Below are 16,251 nucleotides of genomic sequence, written 5' to 3'. Positions count from 1 at the left end.
CCCGGCACCCGTTCACCGGTGCCGGGCGGTCGGTGCGTCGGGGGTCAGGGGCGGTCGGCGCCGAAGCGGCGGTACGGCACCGCGCGCCAGCCCCGGCGCCGCCCCCTGGGCAGTACGACCGCCAGGAAGGCGACCAGCAGCGACACCGCTGCCGCCGAGGCGGCCACGACCAGGGCGCGGTCGCGCGCGTGCGGCGGGTCGAGCGGCGGGACGGCCGCCGCCGGGGCGTTCTCCGGCCCGGCCGCGGGCCGCGCGTGTTCCTCGGGCAGTACGGCGGACAGCGCCCGCACCGGGTCCACGATCCCCGGGGCGTCGCCCGCGGCCCCGTACGCGGTGCTCTCCAGCCGGTGCGCCAACTGCTCGGCGGTCAGCCGGGGATGGTAGGAGAGGACCAGGGCCGCGGCCCCGGACACGAAGGCACCGGCCACCGCGTCACCGTGCCCGACGAACTGTCCGGCGCCGCCCGGCCCCGGACCCGTCACCGACACCCCGGGAGCGCTCAGCACGGGCCGCGTGCGCCGTCCCCGCACGGTGCCGGGCTCCTCGGGCGTCTCCCCGCCCGGCCCCACCGAGGACACGGCGAGCACCCCGGGCAGCGCCGCCGGGTAGGCGGGCCCGCTCACCACGTCCGACGTGCGGTTCTCCCACTCCCGTGCCGAAGCCGGCGCCACCACCAGGGCCCCGGCCCGCTGCGCGGCGCCCACGGCGTCCTTCAGCGCCTTCGGCGCCGAGGGGACGCTCAGCGCCACCTGGATGATCCGCGCCCCGGACTTCGTCGCCGCGCGTATCGCCTCGGCCAGCTTCTCGGGTGTCGTGGCGCCGTACCGGTCGGTGGCCCGCACCGCGACCACCTCGGCCCCGGGGGCGACCCCGGCCGCCTTCGACCCCGGCTGCTGCCTGCCCGCCACGAGGCCGGCGAGGAACGTGCCGTAACCGACGCAGTCGTCGCGCACGGTGCCGCCCGCCACCACGTCCGGGCCGCCGGTGACCCCGTCCTTCAGGGCCGGCACCCGCCGCAGGTCCGCCCCGGTGCTGATGACGGCGACCTTCACCCCCGCGCCCCGGCTGAGCTCCCACGCCCGGCCGGTCCCCAGGAAGCTCTGCGCCCAGGGGACTTGGGCCGACTTCTTGGCGGAACCCGGAGTGCAGGCACGGCCGTCGGCGAGCGTGGCGGGCACTCCCGGCAACGAGGGGCTGTCCGCCCCCTCCGCCGCGAGGGCCGGAGCCGCGGCGGAGGACAGCAGGAGGAGGGCGGCCAGCGCCACCGGTCCGAGGGCGTGGGACACCGGGGCGTGGGAGACCAAGGGCCTCGAAGATCGCATGGGCCGATGGTAACGACCCGGGGAGTCGCGGGGCGCCGGGAGCCCGCCCCGGGTCGCCCCCGGTCGCTCCTGGGACACAACGATTCCGCCGGGCTCCGGAACGCCGACCACCATGGCGGGCGACCTGCGACAACAGGCATGATGAGCACAGTAGTTTCCCACGCCCTGCATGCCGCGTGTCTCCGCTCCGTACCCACGGTGCCGGGGGCCGGGAGGTAAGAACGTGTCACGCCAGATGCTCACCGTCGCCGCCGACGGGACGGGCGACCACCGCACCATCGGGGAGGCCGTCGGCCGGGCCCGTCCCGGCGCCGTCGTCAGCATCGCCCCGGGCCGGTACGAGGAGCGCCTGACGATCTCGGCCGCGATCACCCTGACCGCCGAGGAGGGGCGGGGCACGGTGGAGCTGGCGCCCCGGCGCGGGACGGCGCTGACCCTCACCGGGGACGCCGTGATGGTCCGGGACCTGGTGCTGCGCGGGCACGACGACGAACTGCCGGTGGTCGACGCGCCGCGCGGACAGCTCGCGATGGACCGGTGCGACATCCACGGCGCGTCCTGGTCGGCGCTCTTCGCCCGTGACCAGGGGGCCCTGGCGCTGCGTCAGTGCCGGATCAGCAACCCGGCGGGTGCCGGTGTGGTGTCCACCTCCGCGGCCGAGAGCTTTCTGGAGGACTGCGTCGTCGAGCACCTCGGCACGTCCGCCGTGGTGGCCGGCGACCGGGGCCGCATCACCGTACGCGCAGGCAGACTGCGGGACACCCGGGGCAACGGCGTGCTCACCAACGGGCAGGCGCACGTCCTGCTGGAGGACTGCGCGATATCGTCCACCGGCAAACCGGGCGTCGCCGTCGAGGAGGACAGCTCGGTCAGGATGGTGCGCGGCACGATCCACAAGGCCGCCGTCGGGGTGTCCGTGAACGGCCCCGGACCGGTCGTCCTGGAGGACGTCCTGGTCAGCGATGCCACCGGGCACGGTTTCGTGCTGGGCGCGGGCAGTTCACCGACCCTGTCCCGCTGCCGCACCGACCGGACGGGGGGACACGGCCTGCTGGTCACCGAGCGCAGCCGCGGCGTGTTCGACGCGTGTGTGTTCGCCGCCGCCGGGGAACCCGCCGTACGCGTCACCGGCTTCTCCTCGCCGGTCCTGACCGGCACCGTCGTCCAGGACGCCAAGGGCATCGGGGTGCTGCTCGACGAGGACTCGGCCGCCGAGTTCGACCGGCTCCAGGTCCGGGACTCCGGCACGTCCGGCATCGTGATCCGCAGCGGCGCCAACCCGCTGCTGCGGCGCTCCTCAGTCACCGGGTCCGGCGCGCACGGCGTGGAGGTCGTCAAGGACGGCAGGGGCCGCCTGGAGGAGAGCACCGTCGAGACGTCGGGCCGCTCGGCGGTGCACGTCTCGGGCCACGGCAACCTGTACCTCGGCAAGGGCCGACTGTGCACCTCCACCGAAGCCGGCATCAGCATCGGGGCGCTCGGCACGCTCACCCTGCGCGACACCGGGATCGAGAAGTCCGGTGGCGCGGGCGTGCACGTCGAGGCCGAGGGCGAACTGGCCGCCGTACGTGCGACGGTGACGGATTCCGACGAGCACGGCGTGCTGGTGGCCGCGGGCGCGCGGGTCTCCCTCAACACGTGCGAGGTGACCGGGTCGGGCGCCGACGGCATCCGGGTGGAGGGCACCGAGGCGGCCTCGCTGCTCGGCTGCACCGTCCGCGGCAACCGGGGCAGCGGGGTGCGCCAGCTGGTGCCCGGCGACCGGCTCGCCGTCGAGGGGCTGACCAGCGCGGACAACGGCTCCCCCGACGCCTGGGGCAGCGAGCGGGACGCGGCGGCCGCGGACGACGGACGGCTGCCCGGCGGCACGGTCCCGGTGGCGGCCGACCCCCGCGAGGGCACGGGCCCGGTGGCCGAACTGGAGTCGCTGATCGGCCTCGACGAGGTCAAGCAGCAGGTGCTGACGCTGATCAACCTCAACCGGATGGCACAGCGCAGGGCCAGCATCGGCATGCCCGCGCCGCCGATGAGCCGCCACCTGGTCTTCGCGGGCCCGCCCGGCACCGGAAAGACCACCGTCGCCCGGCTCTACGGCTCCATCCTCGCGTCGCTGGGCGTCCTGCGCTCCGGACACCTGGTGGAGGTGTCGCGCGCCGACCTGGTGGCGCAGATCATCGGCGGGACGGCCATCAAGACCACCGAGACCTTCAACAAGGCGCTCGGCGGGGTCCTGTTCGTCGACGAGGCGTACACCCTGCTCTCCGACGGCGGCGGAGGCGGGGCCGACTTCGGGCGCGAGGCGATCGACACCCTGGTCAAACTGATGGAGGACCACCGCGACGACGTGGTGGTGGTGGCGGCCGGCTACCCGAAGGAGATGACGGAGTTCCTGGCGTCCAACCCGGGCCTCGCCTCCCGGTTCACCCGCAGCGTCGAGTTCACCGACTACACCTCGGACGAACTGGTCACGATCGTGGAGCGGATGTGCACCGGCCACCACTACGAACTGGACCCGGCGGCCCGTACGGCGCTGCGCACCCGCTTCGAGCGGATTCCCCGCGACGCGGGCTTCGGCAACGGCCGCACCGCCCGCAAGGTCTTCGAGGAGATGGTGGACCGGCAGGCGTCCCGCCTGGCCGCCCTGCCGGAGGCCGGGGAGCGGGACCTGGCCCTGCTGACGGCACCGGACGTCGGCCTCCCGGAGGGAGGTGCGCCGGACGCCGGGCAGGACGAGGAACCGCTGCTGCGGCTGGAGTCCCTGGTGGGCCTCGCGGACGTCAAGCGCGAGGTCGGCGACCTGGTCAACCTGCTCGCCACCGCACGGCGCAGGAAGGAGGCCGGACTGCCCGCGCCCCGGATCAGCAACCACCTGGTCTTCGCCGGCCCGCCCGGCACCGGCAAGACGACGGTGGCGCGGCTGTACGGCGAACTGCTGGCCTCCCTGGGCGTGCTGCCGCGCGGCCAGCTCGTCGAGGTCTCGCGCGCGGACCTGGTGGGCCGCTGGGTCGGACACACGGCGCAACTGACCCGGGAGGCCTTCGAACGGGCCCTGGGCGGCGTCCTGTTCATCGACGAGGCGTACACCCTGACGCCCCCGTCGGGCGCCGGGTCCGCGGACTTCGGGCAGGAGGCGGTGGACACCCTGCTGAAGCTGATGGAGGACCACCGGGACGAGGTCGTCGTGATCGCGGCGGGCTACACCGACGAGATGAACCGCTTCCTGGGCTCCAACCCGGGACTGGCCTCGCGCTTCCCCCGGCACATCGCGTTCCCCGACTACTCCTCGGACGAACTGGTCACGATCGTCCGCCGGCACGCCGCCGATAACGGCTACGAGTGCGCGCCGGGCACGGCGAACGCGCTGCGGGCCCACTTCGACACCATCCCCAGGGGCGCGGGCTTCGGCAACGCGCGACTGGCCCGGCAGACCCTGGAACGGATGATGACCCGGCAGGCGGGACGGCTGAGCGCGGTCCCCGCCCCCAGCATGGACGACCTGCGGCTACTGCTCCCCGAGGACCTCTCCGCCCGCTGACGACGGGGCCGCTCGGCGCACCGCGGGCCGAAGGCCCCGCCCGTGTCCCGTTGGAAGGCCGCTCGAACCCAGGTCGAGGTACGGGGGCGTGCGGGGCGAACGGGGCTAGCGTGCGGAACGCCGACGGCTTCGAGCTCGGGGAAATCGACCGGGCAACGGGGAGGGAAACGTGGAGATTCAGGTTCTGGGTCCACTGAGTGCCGACGTCAACGGAGTTTCGATCGTTCCGACTGCGGGGAAGCCGCGCCAGATCCTGGCACTGCTTTCCTTCTACCCGGGCCGGGTCATGCCCGTGCCCACACTGATGGAGGAGATCTGGGGCACCAACCTGCCCCAGAGCGCCATGACCACGCTGCAGACGTACATCCTGCAGCTGCGTCGCAGGCTGGGCACCGCGATGGGGCCCGACGCACCCGGCACCGCCAAGGAGGTGCTGGCCACCCGGCACGGCGGCTATCTGCTGCAGATCCCGCCGGAGTCCGTGGACGTGCACCGCTACGAGCGGCTGGTGGCGGCGGGACAGAGCGCCTTCGACGCGGGCGAGGACGTACGGGCCGGAAACCTGTACCGCGAGGCACTGGCGATGTGGCAGGGAACGGCTCTCGTGGACGTACGGGTCGGCTCGATCCTGGAGATAGAGGTCCTGCGGCTGGAGGAGAGCCGGCTGGTGACCGTGGAGCGGCGCATCGACGCCGATCTGCGACTGGGCCGGCACAGCGAACTCCTCGCCGAACTAACCGATCTGATGGCACGTCACCCCCAGCACGAGGGGCTGCACTCGCAGGCGATGGTGGCGCTGTACCGCTCCGGGCGCCAGGCCACCGCGCTGGACGTCTACCGCAGGCTGCGGACCCGGCTCATCGAGGAGCTGGGCGTGGAGCCCTCGCCGCAGCTCCAGCGACTGCACCAGGCGATGCTCGCCGTCGACCCGGCGCTGGACGTCGTCTGCGGGCCGCGCCGCGGCTCCACCTTCGATCTGTACGCGGCCTGACGAACCCGCCCCCGAGGGAGGAACAGCAGATGCCCGACGAACAGCCCGTACGGCTCCACTGTTTCGCACACGCCGGAGCAGGCGTCTCGTCCTTCTACGGCTGGCCCCGCGACCTGGGCCCCGGCGTCGAGCCGGTGCCCAGGCTGCTGCCGGGGCGCGAGGCACGGCGCCGCGAGCCCCGGATCACCGGGCGCGAGGCACTGCTGGCCGATGTGATGGGCACCTTCGCCCCGGCGCCGGACACCCCGTACGTGCTGTACGGGCACAGCCTCGGCGCGATGGTCGCCTACACCGTCACCCGGGCCCTGCATGAGGCCGGACTGCCCGGCCCCGCCCTGCTCGCCGTCGGGGCCTGCCCGCCGCCCGACGCCGCGTCCGAACTCTCGGACGCCGCCGGGGAACCGGACGGGCACCTGCTGGAGCTGCTCGGCGAGGTCGGCGGCCTCCCGGAGGGGGCGGCACCCGGTGGGTTCTGGCACCGGGCCGTGCTGCCGGTGCTGCGCGACGACCTGGCGCTCGCCGACGACCTGCGGGTCAACGCCCGCGAACCGGTCGGGGGCGCACCGCTGTCCGTGCCGATGCTGGTCGTCGCGGGGGCGGACGACCCGCTGGCACAGCCGGACGTGATGGCGGGCTGGCGGCGCTGGACCACGGGACGGGTGGTGACCCGCACCGTGCCCGGCGACCACTTCTTCGTACGCGGCCACGATCTGCCGCGGCTGCTCGGGCGGGCCTGCCGTGTCGTACGGCGCACCGCACCGGCCCGCGTCGCGGTCACCGCCCGCGGCTGACCGCCACCGACCACAGGAGGGCACACACCATGAGGGACAGCCGATGAGACGTGTCGTCATCACCGGGATAGGGGTGGTCGCACCCGGCGGGGTGGGCACCAGGGCGTTCTGGTCACTGCTGACGGAGGGCCGCACCGCGACCCGCCGCATCACCCTCTTCGACGCCTCCTCGTTCCGTTCGCAGATCGCGGCCGAGGTCGACTTCGATCCGGCCGAACACGGCTTCGGCCCGCAGGAGGTGCGCCGACTGGACCGCGCGGCCCAGTTCGCGCTGGTCGCCGCCCGCGAGGCGGTCGCCGACAGCGGGCTGACACCGGCCGAGGGGGCGGAACACACCGGGGTCACCCTGGGCAGCGCCGTCGGGTGCAGCACCGGGCTCGACGAGAGCTACGCGCACGTCAGCGAGCGCGGCGGCCACTGGCTCCTGGACCACACCAGGGCCGAGGAACGGCTCGCCGACTACCTCGTGCCCAGCTCCCTCGCCGTCGAGGTGGCGCGCGACATCGGCGCGCAGGGGCCCGTCGCGGTCGTCTCCACCGGCTGCACCTCCGGACTGGACTCGCTCGGCCACGCCGCCGAACTCATCCGCGAGGGCAGCGCCGACGTGATGGTGGCGGGCGCCTCGGAGGCACCGGTCACCCCGATCACCCTGGCGTCCTTCGACGCGATCCGCGCCACGTCCGCGCGCAACGACGCGCCGGAGACCGCCTCCCGCCCCTTCGACCGCACCCGCAACGGCTTCGTGCTCGGCGAGGGAAGCGCGGTGCTCGTCCTGGAGGAGCACGGGCACGCGCTGCGGCGCGGCGCCCATGTGTACGCGGAGATCGCGGGCTTCGCGAGCCGTTCCAACGCGTACCACATGACGGGGCTGCGCCCGGACGGCGGTGAGATGGCCGAGGCGATCCGGGTCGCCCTGGACGAGGCACGCCTGGACGCCACGGCCGTCGACTACGTCAACGCCCACGGATCGGGCACCAAGCAGAACGACAGGCACGAGACGGCGGCGTTCAAGCGCAGCCTGGGCGAGCACGCCCACCGGGTGCCGGTCAGCTCCATCAAGTCGATGATCGGCCACTCGCTGGGCGCGATCGGCTCCCTGGAGATCGCCGCCAGCGCCCTGGCCATCGAGCACGACACCGTGCCGCCGACGGCCAATCTGCACGACCCGGACCCCGCCTGCGACCTCGACTACACCCCGCTCGTCGCCCGGCGGCAGCGCACCGACACGGTCCTCAGCGTCGGCAGCGGCTTCGGCGGCTTCCAGAGCGCGATGGTGCTGACCAACCGGCGTACGGGGGTGGCCGCATGACCGCCGTGGCCGCCGAGGAGGCGGGACTGATCGGCGCCCGCGGCGTGGCGGCGGCCGTCACCGGCATCGGTGTCGTGGCGCCCGGCGGCGTCGGCACCGAGCAGTGGTGGGCGGCCGTGCTGCGCGGCGAGAACGCCATCGGGCCCGTCACCCGCTTCGACGCCTCCGGCTACCCCGCCCGGCTCGCCGGGGAGGTGACCGGGTTCGTCGACGAGGACCACGTGGCGAGCCGGCTGCTGCCGCAGACCGACCGGGTGACCCGGCTCTCGCTCGCCGCCGCCGCGCAGGCGCTGGACGACGCGGACCTGGACCCGGAACGGCTGCCCGACTACGCGGTGGGCGTCGTCACCGCCAACGCCACCGGCGGCTTCGAGTTCGGGCAGCACGAGCTCCAGGCGCTGTGGAGCAAGGGCAGCCGGCACGTCGGTGCCTACCAGTCCTTCGCCTGGTTCTACGCCGCGAACTCCGGCCAGATCTCCATCCGGCACAAACTGCGCGGCCCCAGCGGCGTCGTCGTCTCCGAACAGGCGGGCGGCCTCGACGCCGTCGCCCAGGCCCGCCGCCAACTGAGCAGGGGCATCCGGGCCGTGGTCACCGGCGGCGTCGACTCGGCGCTGTGCCCCTGGGGCTGGACGGCGTACCTGGCCGGGGGCGGGCTGAGCACGGTCGACGACCCCGACCTGGCCTATCTTCCGTTCGACGCCCGCGCCTCGGGCCGGGTCGTCGGCGAGGGCGGTGCGCTGTTCGTCCTGGAGGACGAGGACACCGCCCGGAGCCGCGGCGCCACGGTCCACGGCACGGTCGCGGGCTGCGCCGCCACGTTCGACCCGGCGCCCGGCACCGGGGAGCCCCGGCTGCGGGCCGCCGCCGAACTGGCCCTGGCGGACGCCGGGGTCCTCCCCGGCGAGATCGACGTGGTGTTCGCCGACGCGGCGGGCGAACGGGACGCCGACCGGGCCGAGGCACAGGCGCTGGCCGAGCTGTTCGGCCCGTACGGGGTACCGGTCACCGCACCCAAGTCGATGACCGGCCGACTCTCGGCGGGCGGCTCCGCCCTCGACCTGGCGGCCGCCCTGCTCGCCCTGCGCGACCAGGTGATCCCGCCGACGGTCGGCACCGCGCGGGCCGCCGAGGACTGCCCCGTCGACCTGGTGACCGGCGCGCCGCGCCGGACCGAACTGCGGACCGCCCTGGTACTGGCCCGGGGCCGCGGCGGATTCAACGCGGCCACCGTGGTGCGCACCGCGCACTGACCCACGACCGGGTCGCGCACCGACCCCACCACCGGGTCGTGCTCCCCATCACCGGGTCGCGCACCGACCCGCGACCGAGGAGAAAGGCACTGCTGTGGACCGGCTGGAGCTCACCGAACTGACCACCCTGCTGCGCACCTGCGCGGGCGAGGGCGAAGGAGTCGACCTGGACGGCGACGTCCTCGACACCCTCTTCCTCGACCTGGGCTACGACTCGCTCGCCCTGCTGCAGACCACCGGCATCATCGAGCGCGACTACGACGTGATGCTGGACGAGGAGGCGCTGGAGGAGGCGGAGACCCCGCGCCAGTACCTCGAACTGGTCAACCGCGCCCTGTCCGCCCGAACCGCCGCCTGACGAACGGCGGCAGCCCGCCGGGCCCGGCACGGGCGTGCGCGTCGTCGGTGCCGGGCCCGCCGGGCGCACCACCCGGCTGCGGTCCCGCGCCGCCGCGCCCGTCCCCCGGACCCCGTTCGCCGGGCGCACCACCCGCACCACCCGCACCGTCACCCACGGCACCGGCCCCGTGTCCGTACGGACCGGCCGGTGTACCGCCGCCACCCCGTCGAGGAGCCGATCGTGTCACCGACCCCGGGACTCACCGAGATCGCCGACGGCGTCTTCGGGTACGTCCAGCCCGACGGCGGCTGGTGCCTGAACAACGCCGGACTGCTCGTCGGCGACGGCACCGGGGGCCCCGTCCTCGTCGACACCGTCGCCACCGAGGCACGGGCCCGGCGGCTGCGCGCGCAGGTGCTGCGGGTGGCGGGCGCCCCGCCGCGCCTGCTGGTCAACACCCACTTCCACGGCGACCACACCTTCGGCAACTTCGTCTTCCCCGAGGCCGTCGTCATCGGCCACGAACGGGCCCGCGCCGACATCGAGGCGGCCGGGCTGCACATGGCCGGGCTCTGGCCCGACGTGTGCTGGGGCGACCTGGAGGTCGTGCCCCCGAGCGTCACGTACCGCGACCGCATGACGGTGCACATGGGATCGGTGCGGGCCGAGCTGATCCACCCGGGGACCGCGCACACCACCGGTGACACCGTCGTGTGGCTGCCGGAACAGCGGGTGGTGTTCACCGGCGACCTGGTCATGTCGGGCGCCACACCGTTCTGCCCGATGGGTTCGGTGTCCGGCTCCCTGGAGGCGCTGCGGACCCTGCGCGCACTCGGCGCCCGCACCGTCGTGCCGGGCCACGGGCCGGTGGGCGGACCCGGGCTGTTCGACGACAACGAGGGATATCTGCTGCGCCTCCAGCGGCTCGCCCGGGAAGGGCTGGCCGCCGGACTCACCCCGCTCCAGGTCGCCCGCGAGGCGGGCCCCGGACCGTACGCCGGTCTGCTGGACGCCGAGCGGCTGGTGCCCAATCTGCACCGCGCCTACGCGGAGGAGCGCGGCGCGGCGCCCGGCGATCCGCTGGACGTCCCCGCGCTGTTCCGCGAGATGTCCGAGCACCACGGCGGGACGCCGGCCTGCCACGCCTGACGGCCGATCAGAATGATCTGACAGCCACTCAGAAGGACTGGTGGTCGGGGGCGATGCGGCGCTCACGCGTGCGCAGCTCCCCGTCCTCGTACACCAGCACGTCCTCCACCACACTGCTCGGCGCGATGACCGGGGCCGGGTCCCAGGGACGGCTGACCATCACCAGCGCGTAGTAGTGAGTGACCAGGCTGCCGTCCGGCCCCGGGTCCACGCTCAGCATGTTGTACCAGTGCCGGCGCCGCACCGGCTCGCCGCCGAACCGGCGGGCGTGCTCGGCGCGCAGCGCCGCCGCGATCGCCGCGCGGCCCCGCGCCGGCGGGATGCCGGGCGACGGCGCGAACACCCCGTCGGCGGTGAACGTCGCGGCGAACTCCTCCGCCCGCAGATCGTCGAGCAGCCGGACCTGCCGGGCGTAGAACTGCTGGACCTCCACGTAGAGCGCGGTCCGTTCGGTGTCGAGCCGAGGCTCGGTCGCATACGTCGTCATGCTGGATCTCCTGGTCTTCTGGTCGCCCGGCCCGGCCGGGCGATGTGCGGAACTTCCGGATGGGGCCCGTCGGACGGCCTCCGGCCGGGCTGCCCTGCCCGGTCGGAGGCCGACCGGCGGGCCCTGACGCCCATCCCCGTCAGCCGAGGTCGTCACGGGTCACGACGCGGTGGCGGGTGCGCCACTTGCCGCGCGAGCGGACGAGCACGTCCTCCATGACGCACACCCGGTGCACCGCCGACGCGCCCCGGCCGGGCGTCACGTACACCAGTGCGTAGCAGCGCGTGCGCAGCGTCCCGTCCGGCTGCGGGCTCAGGTCGAGCATCCCGATCCAGTGCCGGAACCGCTCCCCGCTGCGGGCCTGCTGGGCCTCGTTGCGCCGCACGTTCGCCGCCAGGGCGGCGCGCCCGCGCACCGGCTCCTCCAGGGTCGGCACGTCGAAGACCGCGTCCTCCGTGAAGGTGCCCGCCCAGCGCTCGGCCTCGTGCGAGTCGAAGAGCTGCATCTGGTGCGCGTAGAACTGCTGGATCCGCGCGTACAGGACGCCGAAGTCCTCCTCCGGGGCGTGCACCCCGTCGGGCACCGCGAAGGCGGTGTCGGTGCGGCTGAGCATCTCGGTGGTCATGTGACCGCCCTCCGTTCCATCGGATGCGGACACTCTCTGCGGCGCAGATCGAGCGCTCTTCGAAGATTCCTCAAGCGTTCCGGCCGAACGTGTAGGGGCCTGCCGGATACCGAACGGCAGCCGCGTACCGACCAGCCGGAGGAGAACGAGCCATGCCGAACCTCGCCTTTCCGGACCTTCCGCTGGACGCCCTGCTGCGCCGGGCGGCCGTGCGCGACCCCGAGGGCATCGCCGTACGGACCGCGGACACGGAGATCGGGTTCGGCGAGCTGGACGCGCTGACCGACCGCGTCGCCGCCTGGCTGCGCCGGGAGAACGGGGGCAGGAGCGGGGTGCGCACCGGCGTCGCCAACGTCCTCGACCCGGTCTTCGCCGCCACCTACTACGGCACCATCCGCAGCGGCGCCACCGCCGTCCTGGTCAACCCGCTGGTCGGGGCGGAAGGGCTGCGGCACGTCCTGGCCACCGCCGAGGTGGAAGTGGTGTTCGTCCCCGCGGCCACGGCCGAACTGCTCACCAAGCTGCGCGGCGCCCTGCCCCGGCTCCGCACGGTCGTGGTGACCGACGCCCCGGACGGGGTGACGCCCGGCGACGCGGTGCCGCTGCACCCGGCACTGGAGACGGCACCGGACACCCACGGCGGGGGCCCGGCCGACCCGGCGTCGATCGCCTGCGTCCAGTTCACCACCGGCACCACCGGCCGCCCCAAGGGTGTCCTGCTCACCCACCGCAACCTGGTCGCCAACGCGAAGCAGACCGCCCTCGCCCACCGCCTGGACTGTGCCTCGGTCACCCTCAACCACCTGCCGCTCCACCACGTCATGCACCTCAACTCGGCGGTGTACGCGGGGTCCTGCCAGGTCCTGTGCCAGGACCCGGACCCGTTCGCCTCGCTCGCCGCGGCCGACGCGGCCGGTGCCACCCACTACTACGGGCTGCCCGCCCGGCTGCACCGCCTCGCCACCGACGAGCGCCTCGCCGCCGCCGGGCACGCCCCCGCCGGTACCCGGTTGACCGCCGTGCTCTCCGGCGGCTCCGGGCTGCGGCCCCGGGCGGCGCGCACCCTGCGCGACCGGCTCGGCGTCCCCGTCATCCAGGGCTACGGCATGGCCGAACTCTCCCCGCTCACCCACTGCCAGCGGCCCGACCGCTACCGGCCCGGCGAGGTCGGCGAGCCCGTCCCCGGGACCGAGTGCCGCCTCGTCGACGTGGACTCCCGCACCCCGGTCGAGATCTGGTCCACCGGAGAGGTCCAGGTCAGAGGGCCGCAGCTGATGGCCGGCTACCTCGACGACACGCACCCGTCCCGGATCGACGAGGAGGGCTGGTTCTCCACCGGGGACGTCGGCTACCTCGACGACGACGGTTCGCTGCGCCTGGTCGACCGGCTCTCCGACATCTTCAAGCACGACAACGAGATCGTCTCGCCGAGCCGCGTCGAGCAGGTCATCGGCGAGGACCCCAGGGTCGCCGACTGCATCGTCGCCGACTGGCCCGACGACGTGCACGGCGGCCTCGTCTGGGCCGGCATCGTGCTGCGCGACGCCCCGGAACCCGCACCGCGGGCCGGAGCCGTACCGGACGGGGAGCACCCCACGACCCCCGAGGTCCTCGACGCGATCACCGCACGGGCCAACGAGCGGCTCGCGGCCTTCGAGCGCATCCGCCTGGCCGAGGCGCTGGAAGCAGTGCCCCGCACCCCCACCGGAAAGCCCGAACGGCGCGTCCTGCGACAGCAGTTGAAGGCCCGTGCCGCCGCTTGAACGACCGCATCCGCCCCGACCCCAGGAGCAGACCATGGCGACCTCCGCCGACAGGCCGACCGCGCACGGCACCAGCAGGCCGGCCGCGCACGGTGACCACAGCCCGACCACGCACGGCGAGCTCGACGCCTTTCCCACGACCGGGGCGGGCGCATGAGCACCGGCCGGCCCGATGTGCTCGTCGCGGGCGCCGGCCCCGTCGGACTGACCGCCGCCCACGAACTGGCCCGCCGGGGCCTGCGGGTGCGGCTCGTCGACGCCGCCTCCGGTCCCGCCCGCACCAGCCGCGCCGTGGCCACGCATCCGCGCACCCTGGAGACGTACGACCAGATGGGCGTCGTCGAGGACATGCTCGGCCGCGGCCGGAAGAACCGCGCCTTCACCATGTACGCCGAAGGGCGCCGACTGGTGCGGCTGGAAGCCGACTACGCCACGATGCCGACCTCCTACCCCTACACCCTCGTCATCGGGCAGACCGAGACGGAGGCGGTGCTGCGCGAGGCCGTCGCCCGCCTCGGCGTCGAGATCGAGTGGGGAGTGCGGCTCACCGCGTTCCGGCAGGACGCGAAGACCGTACGGGCCACCCTGGAGAAGGCGGACGGCACCGAGGAGCACATCGAGACGTCCTGGCTGGTGGGGTGCGACGGCGGCCACAGCACCGTGCGCAAACTGCTCGGCCTGGAACTGGCCGGCGGGGCCGGTGAGACCTGGATGCTCGCCGACGTACCGGTCGACATGGACCTGCCGCCCGACACCATCTACTGGGCCCACACCGGTGGACAGGCGCTGATGATGGTGCCCTACGCCCGCGAGGGGCACTGGCGGCTGCTGGACACCACACCCGCCCGACGGGACACCGACCCGCGCGCCGTCGAGGAGCGGCTGGGCGAGAAGCTGTCGGCCGGACTCGGCCGCCGGGTCCGGGTGGGCGAGAGCGAATGGACCTCGGTCTTCACCTTCCAGCAGCGCATGGTGGAACGGATGCACGAGGGCCGCGTCCTCGTCGCCGGGGACGCCGCCCATGTGCACAGCCCTGCCTCCGGACAGGGCATGAACACCGGCATCCAGGAGGCGTACAACCTCGCCTGGAAGCTGGCCATGGTCGAACAGGGCCACGCCGGCCGGGAACTCCTCGACACCTACGACGAGGAACGGGTGCCCATCGGCCGGTCCCTGCTCGGCTCCACCCGCACCGCCACCTTCCTCGTCCAGCTGAAGAACAAGCTCGCCCCGCTGGCGCTGCCCGTCGTCTTCACCGTGGTGCGGAACGTGCCCCCGCTGCGCCGGGCCATCCAGCGCAAGGTGCTCGGCGGCATGTCCGGGCTGCGCATCGGCTACGGCGAGTCCTCCCTGACCACCGTCGACACCTTCCGCCACGTCCCCGGCACCGCCGCGCTGTCCAACGCCGCCGTCGCCTCCGGAACCGAACCGACCCCGGCGCCCGCCCCCGGCGAACGCGTCACCCGGGCCCGGGTCCACGACCCCGACGACCCCGGCTGCGCCGCCCTGCGCGCCGAACTGCGCGACCCACGCTGGTCGTTGCTGCTCGCCGCGGGCGGCACCGGACCCGGTGACGTCCCCGTGGGCGTGGCCGTCACGGCCGCCGCCCAGTACTCCGAGTGGCTGTCGGTGCGCACCGTCGGCGGCACCGGCCCGGACGGACCCGCCCCGCTCGCCGACCCGGACGGACGGCTGCGCGCGGCGCTCGGCCTGGCGCCCGGCGGCTGGCTGCTGGTGCGCCCCGACGGCTACACCGCCGCGCGCGCCACCGCCCTGACCCGGGCAGCCCTGGGCCGGGCGCTCGCCCCGCTGCGGCCCGCCGCGCCGCTCGCCGACGCGGCCAGGACCGAGCCGGGACTCGTACTCCCCGCCCCCGCCCCACGGCTGAAGGAGCACTGACCGTGACCGACAACCACCCCGTCGCCCTGATCACCGGAGCCACCAGCGGCATAGGACTGGCGGTGGCCCGGCAACTGGGCCGGTCCGGTCACCGCGTGTTCCTGTGCGCCCGCACCGAACAGGACGTCAAGCAGACCGTCGAGGACCTCAGGGACGAGGGGGTGGAGGTGGCCGGAGTGGCCGCCGACGTCCGCTCCCGGGAGTCCGTGGCCGCGCTCGTGCGCGCCGCCGTCGAGACGTACGGACCCGTCGACGTACTGGTCAACAACGCCGGGCGCAGCGGCGGCGGAGTCACCGCCGACATCGCCGACGAGCTCTGGTACGACGTCATCGACACCAACCTCAACAGTGTGTTCCTGGTGACGCGCGAGGTGCTGAAGAACGGCGGCCTGACCGGCAACGCCCGCGGGCGGATCATCAACATCGCCTCGACGGCCGGCAAACAGGGCGTGCTGCTCGGCGCCCCGTACAGCGCCTCCAAGCACGGCGTCGTCGGCTTCACCAAGGCGCTGGGCCGGGAGCTGGCCCCGTCGGGCGTCACGGTCAACGCGGTCTGCCCCGGCTACGTCGAGACGCCGATGGCACAACGGGTGCGCCAGGGGTACGCGGCGGCCTGGGACACCACCGAGGACTTCGTGCAGGAGCAGTTCGAGGCGAAGATCCCGCTCGGCCGCTACTCGACCCCGGAGGAGGTCGCCGGACTGGTCGGCTACCTCGCCTCCGCGTCCGCCGCCTCGATCACCGCACAGGCGCTCAACGTCTGCGGCGGACTGGGCAATTTCTGAAA

Annotated in this window: 14 protein-coding genes; 11 read left to right on the top strand and 3 right to left on the bottom strand. The window is 74.1% G+C overall.

Annotation, left to right across the window (positions count from 1 at the left end; all coding sequences use genetic code 11):
* Positions 1-44: 44 nt before the first annotated feature.
* A complete protein-coding gene (locus tag ACWCXX_RS23175; RefSeq protein WP_451130120.1) occupies positions 45-1,322 on the bottom strand; it encodes a S8 family serine peptidase in 1,278 nt (425 codons plus the stop codon).
* A 235-nt stretch (positions 1,323-1,557) separates the two neighbouring features.
* Between ACWCXX_RS23175 and ACWCXX_RS23170 the strand changes: the two genes are divergently transcribed.
* The 7 genes from ACWCXX_RS23170 to ACWCXX_RS23140 all read left to right on the top strand — a co-directional run bounded on the left by ACWCXX_RS23170 (position 1,558) and on the right by ACWCXX_RS23140 (position 10,690).
* Complete coding sequence (locus ACWCXX_RS23170) at positions 1,558-4,857, top strand: right-handed parallel beta-helix repeat-containing protein (RefSeq protein ID WP_451130182.1); 3,300 nt, start codon at positions 1,558-1,560, stop codon at positions 4,855-4,857.
* 169 nt (positions 4,858-5,026) lie between these two features.
* Positions 5,027-5,848 carry an AfsR/SARP family transcriptional regulator gene (locus ACWCXX_RS23165; RefSeq protein WP_451130118.1) on the top strand — a complete coding sequence of 274 codons (822 nt, stop codon included), beginning with the start codon at positions 5,027-5,029 and terminating at the stop codon, positions 5,846-5,848.
* A gap of 29 nt (positions 5,849-5,877) precedes the next feature.
* On the top strand, positions 5,878-6,639 hold the full coding sequence (locus ACWCXX_RS23160; protein WP_451130116.1) for a thioesterase II family protein: 762 nt from the start codon (positions 5,878-5,880) through the stop codon (positions 6,637-6,639).
* Positions 6,640-6,682: 43 nt separating this feature from the next.
* On the top strand, positions 6,683-7,948 hold the full coding sequence (locus ACWCXX_RS23155) for a beta-ketoacyl-[acyl-carrier-protein] synthase family protein (protein ID WP_451130114.1): 1,266 nt from the start codon (positions 6,683-6,685) through the stop codon (positions 7,946-7,948).
* Positions 7,945-9,201: a ketosynthase chain-length factor gene (locus tag ACWCXX_RS23150; protein WP_451130112.1), complete on the top strand. Its 1,257-nt coding sequence runs from the start codon at positions 7,945-7,947 to the stop codon at positions 9,199-9,201. Before ACWCXX_RS23155 ends, ACWCXX_RS23150 begins: the two co-directional genes overlap by 4 nt.
* Before the next feature lie 94 nt (positions 9,202-9,295).
* Positions 9,296-9,559, top strand: coding sequence for a phosphopantetheine-binding protein (locus ACWCXX_RS23145; protein WP_451130110.1), 264 nt, complete (start codon positions 9,296-9,298; stop codon positions 9,557-9,559).
* Positions 9,560-9,781: 222 nt separating this feature from the next.
* Entirely contained in the window at positions 9,782-10,690 is a 909-nt protein-coding gene (locus ACWCXX_RS23140) for an MBL fold metallo-hydrolase (protein ID WP_451130108.1), read from the top strand.
* Positions 10,691-10,718: 28 nt separating this feature from the next.
* Here the strand turns inward: ACWCXX_RS23140 and ACWCXX_RS23135 are convergent, their stop codons facing one another.
* Both ACWCXX_RS23135 and ACWCXX_RS23130 read right to left on the bottom strand, forming a co-directional pair.
* Complete coding sequence (locus ACWCXX_RS23135; protein WP_451130106.1) at positions 10,719-11,177, bottom strand: nuclear transport factor 2 family protein; 459 nt, start codon at positions 11,175-11,177, stop codon at positions 10,719-10,721.
* Positions 11,178-11,316: 139 nt separating this feature from the next.
* On the bottom strand, positions 11,317-11,802 hold the full coding sequence (locus ACWCXX_RS23130) for a nuclear transport factor 2 family protein (protein ID WP_451130104.1): 486 nt from the start codon (positions 11,800-11,802) through the stop codon (positions 11,317-11,319).
* Positions 11,803-11,954: 152 nt separating this feature from the next.
* Between ACWCXX_RS23130 and ACWCXX_RS23125 the strand changes: the two genes are divergently transcribed.
* From ACWCXX_RS23125 to fabG, 4 genes are read left to right on the top strand one after another with little or no spacing between them, the layout of a single operon-like run.
* Positions 11,955-13,565 carry a class I adenylate-forming enzyme family protein gene (locus tag ACWCXX_RS23125; RefSeq protein WP_451130102.1) on the top strand — a complete coding sequence of 537 codons (1,611 nt, stop codon included), beginning with the start codon at positions 11,955-11,957 and terminating at the stop codon, positions 13,563-13,565.
* 34 nt (positions 13,566-13,599) lie between these two features.
* Entirely contained in the window at positions 13,600-13,722 is a 123-nt protein-coding gene (locus ACWCXX_RS23120; RefSeq protein ID WP_451130100.1) for a hypothetical protein, read from the top strand.
* Positions 13,719-15,464 (top strand): FAD-dependent oxidoreductase, encoded by a 1,746-nt coding sequence (locus ACWCXX_RS23115; protein ID WP_451130098.1) that lies wholly within the window; start codon positions 13,719-13,721, stop codon positions 15,462-15,464. The genes ACWCXX_RS23120 and ACWCXX_RS23115 overlap by 4 nt, the downstream gene beginning before the upstream one ends.
* Positions 15,465-15,466: 2 nt before the next feature.
* Positions 15,467-16,249: a 3-oxoacyl-ACP reductase FabG gene (gene fabG / locus ACWCXX_RS23110; protein WP_451130096.1), complete on the top strand. Its 783-nt coding sequence runs from the start codon at positions 15,467-15,469 to the stop codon at positions 16,247-16,249.
* The last annotated feature ends 2 nt before the right edge of the window (positions 16,250-16,251 follow it).

Source organism: Streptomyces sp. NPDC001732 (genome assembly GCF_053596315.1).
This window is presented reverse-complemented; position numbering and strand designations above follow the sequence as displayed.